We start from the raw sequence: 3,169 nt of genomic DNA, 5'->3' as shown, positions 1-3,169 counted from the left end.
GTTCGGAGTCGTAGCGCAGGGCGTAGACCTTCCCGTCCACGACTTCCGTTTCGGCCATGTTGACCAAGACGTGATCGCCGGGATAGACAAACGGCTGCATGCTGTCGCCAGTGACTCTGAAGCGCCGGACGCGCGTGGGATTGATCCGCTCCTTGATAAACCAATCTCGGCGGTAGTAGGCGGGTTCGCTGTCTTCCACGATCTCATAGGTGGCCTCATGGCCGTTGCCGGCACTGAACCTGACGTTCCATTCGGGTACAGCTATTACCCCGTCTGGAAGTTCGTCCGAAGGGGTCAGCGGAAACACATTGATTGTTGAGTCGAGTGCGTCCCGCCTTGCCGGGCTGAACCAGCCCGACATCCCCGGCAGGGACTCGATCGCTTGTACTGTCTTCTCAGAGATGGGCCTCGCCTCGGACAGCATCTGGCGGATGAACGCGCCATCCTTGTAGCCCAACGCTCGACCCATCTCCGATCGATTGCCGTCGAACTTGTGCGCGAGCGCAGCGGCAAGCCGCTCCACTCTGTACTGCCGCAGTTGTTCGGGTGTCATGTCCTGAACGGTAGCAGACGCTCGCATTGCAAATGCTACTTGCTTGCTAGAAGCAATTGCTACTATCATGGGGGATGAACCTCGCTGACTATCTGGCCGAAGAGCGCGGCCGACATGCGCACGTGGCGCGTGTTGTCGGGGTCGCATCGGCACATCTGTCTCAGATGGCCGCCCGCAGTCGCCCCATTGCTCCTGCCCTCGTACCCGCCCTGGCTATCGCTTGCGATGGCCGGGTCGAGTACTGGGACCTGCGTCCTTCGGACTGGCATCGCATATGGCCCGCTTTGATGGACCACCCAGGTGCGCCCACACCGCAAGCAGCGCAGAGGCGTCGATCAGTCAACCAAACCGCCGATGCATCGCCTCTGCAGACAGTGTCTGCGACGGGGCAATGCGCTGGCTATAGCAGTCAACCTTCGCACCAGCCATGAACGTCCAAACAGCAGCCTTCAACCTCGTCCACGACTACCCCGGCGGCGCAACCGCACTCGCTCCGTTGCTCGGCAAGAGCGCATCCACCCTCAACCATGAGGTCGACCCGAACTACCCGACCGCCAAGCTCGGCCTGGCCGACGCGCTGAAGCTGACGGTGCTCAGCAAGGACCGCGGCGTGCTGAACGCCTTCGCGATGGCCTGCCATTGCATGGTGCTGCCGCTGCCGGCCTGCGCCGATGGCGTCGACGACGACACCTTCAAGGGCGTAACCCGCCTGGCGCGCGAGTTCGCCGAGGTGATCAGCCAGATCAGCGAGGTGACGGCCGACGGCGCCGTTTCCGACAACGAGCTGCGGCGCGTCGAGCGCGAGGCCACCGAACTGGTCAGTGCCGTGCAGGCGGTGCTGACGACGCTGCGCGTGCGCAACGAGGCCGGCAAGCCGAAGGAGGCCCTCTGATGCATATGCAGACCTCCCCCCCGAGCCTCGGGAGCGATGTCCTCGTGCGCGACACCCTGGAGCGCTTGAGCGCTGACGACCTCGCGACCGTCCGCGAATCCGAGTTCATCTTCGCGGCCCTCGCTGCGCACCGCAAGCGCACGGCGCGCCTCACCTACCTGCCGCTCGGCATCTGCCGCAACTGCGAAGAGCGCTGCGCACCGGGCGAGCCCTACTGCGACGACGACTGCCGAACCGACCACACCCAGCGCGAATGCCGGCAAGCCCGGCTGCGCGCCTGATCGACCTCTGACATGACATACCGACAAGATGCATTGCGGCCAACGCGGCTGCAAGGGAAGGGTGTTGCCCGATGAGCACCATGGTGATGGCGGTCTGCTGGCCGCTTCCGATGCCACCGACGCCCAAGGCCGTCCTGATCAGCCTCGCCGACCAGGCGAACGACCAGGGCGTGTGCTGGCCGAGCATCGACACGATCACGACGCGCACGTGCTTCGGTGAGCGCGCGGTGCGCAATGCCATTCGTTGGCTGGAGACGGCAGGGTTGGTGAAGGTGGAGATCGGCGCCATGAAGGCGAACCGTTACACCGTGACCCCGCGCGGCTTTGGCGGCGAACAGCAAAGCGCTCGACGCACCCCGGCACCAGATGCCCCCGGCAGCAAATGCCCCCCGGCACCACGTGCCCCCCGGCACGAGATGCCCCCGGCACGAGATGCCGGTCACCCGGCACGAGGTGCCGCCCAACCGGCACCAGATGCCGGTCACCCGGCACGAGGTGCCGCCCAACCGGCACCAGATGCCGGTCACCCCGGCACGACGTGCCCCCTAACCGTAATAGAACCAATACAAGAAATACACCCCCAACCCCCTGAAGGGGCTGAAGACCCCTGGCTGGACGAAAACGACGAGACCGAGGTTTCGAAGCACAAGCCGCTGGTGAGCCTCGCCACCTTCCTCGCCTTCTGCAAGGCCGCCGGGGAGAAGCCCATCCCTGAGGACGATCCGGTGTTCGCCTACTGCGACACCGTCGCCATCGACCGCGACATCCTGCTGCTGCACTGGCGCGAATTCAAGGCACGCCGGACTGCCCAGGGCAAGCGGCAACGCGACTGGCGCCAGACTTTCCGCAACAGCGTCCGCGACAACTGGTACCGCCTTTGGTTCCTGACCCCGGGCGAGGCCGCCCGACTGACCACCCAAGGCCTGCAGGCGCAGGCCGTGATGCAACGAGAACTTGGAGCCGCCGCATGAGCCGCCGACCCGAAGCGATGAGCGCACCCCACAGCGAGGAGGCCGAGCACAGCGTGCTGGGCTCCCTGCTGCTCGACAACCAGGCCTTCGAGGCCGTGGGCACGATCCTGAAGCCGGAGCACTTCTACCAAACCGACCACCGTGCGATCTACGAGACGATCAGCGAGTTGCTGAACGCCGGCAAGGTGGCCGACCTGGTGACCGTCCGCGACAAGGGCGACCACAGCATGGTGTACCTGAATCAGCTGCAGCAGTGCGTCGCGAGCAGCAGGGCCGCACAGCGCCACGCCGAGTTGATCGTCGAGCACTGGCGAGAGCGCGAAGTGATGCGCCTGGGCTCGACGATGGCCGACGTGATCCTGCGCGGGGCGCACGATGCGAAGGGCAAGCCGCAGCCGGTCGACCAGCTCATCGACCAGATGATCACGAAGCTGATGGCACTGAACGCGGTGGCCGAGCGCAACGAACCGCG

Annotated in this window: 5 protein-coding genes; 4 read left to right on the top strand and 1 reads right to left on the bottom strand. The window is 65.2% G+C overall.

The window, feature by feature from the left end:
- A partial coding sequence (locus AC1DXV_RS33025; RefSeq protein ID WP_477937735.1) for a S24 family peptidase occupies positions 1–553 on the bottom strand: 553 nt, incomplete at its 3' end.
- A gap of 427 nt (positions 554–980) precedes the next feature.
- On the opposite strand from AC1DXV_RS33025, the gene AC1DXV_RS33020 reads away from it, so the two are divergent.
- The 4 genes from AC1DXV_RS33020 to AC1DXV_RS33005 form a co-directional block, all read left to right on the top strand.
- Positions 981–1,445, top strand: coding sequence for a phage regulatory CII family protein (locus tag AC1DXV_RS33020; protein WP_477872294.1), 465 nt, complete (start codon positions 981–983; stop codon positions 1,443–1,445).
- Complete coding sequence (locus AC1DXV_RS33015; protein ID WP_477937733.1) at positions 1,445–1,726, top strand: hypothetical protein; 282 nt, start codon at positions 1,445–1,447, stop codon at positions 1,724–1,726. Before AC1DXV_RS33020 ends, AC1DXV_RS33015 begins: the two co-directional genes overlap by 1 nt.
- Before the next feature lie 71 nt (positions 1,727–1,797).
- The gene (locus AC1DXV_RS33010; protein ID WP_477937731.1) at positions 1,798–2,697 is read left to right on the top strand and encodes a helix-turn-helix domain-containing protein; all 900 of its coding nucleotides are present in this window, start codon (positions 1,798–1,800) and stop codon (positions 2,695–2,697) included.
- On the top strand, positions 2,694–3,169 hold a 476-nt coding region (locus AC1DXV_RS33005), incomplete at its 3' end, for a DnaB-like helicase N-terminal domain-containing protein (protein ID WP_477937729.1). The genes AC1DXV_RS33010 and AC1DXV_RS33005, both read left to right, overlap by 4 nt.

This window comes from Rhizobacter sp. P3_C12, from assembly GCF_056402735.1.
This window is presented reverse-complemented; position numbering and strand designations above follow the sequence as displayed.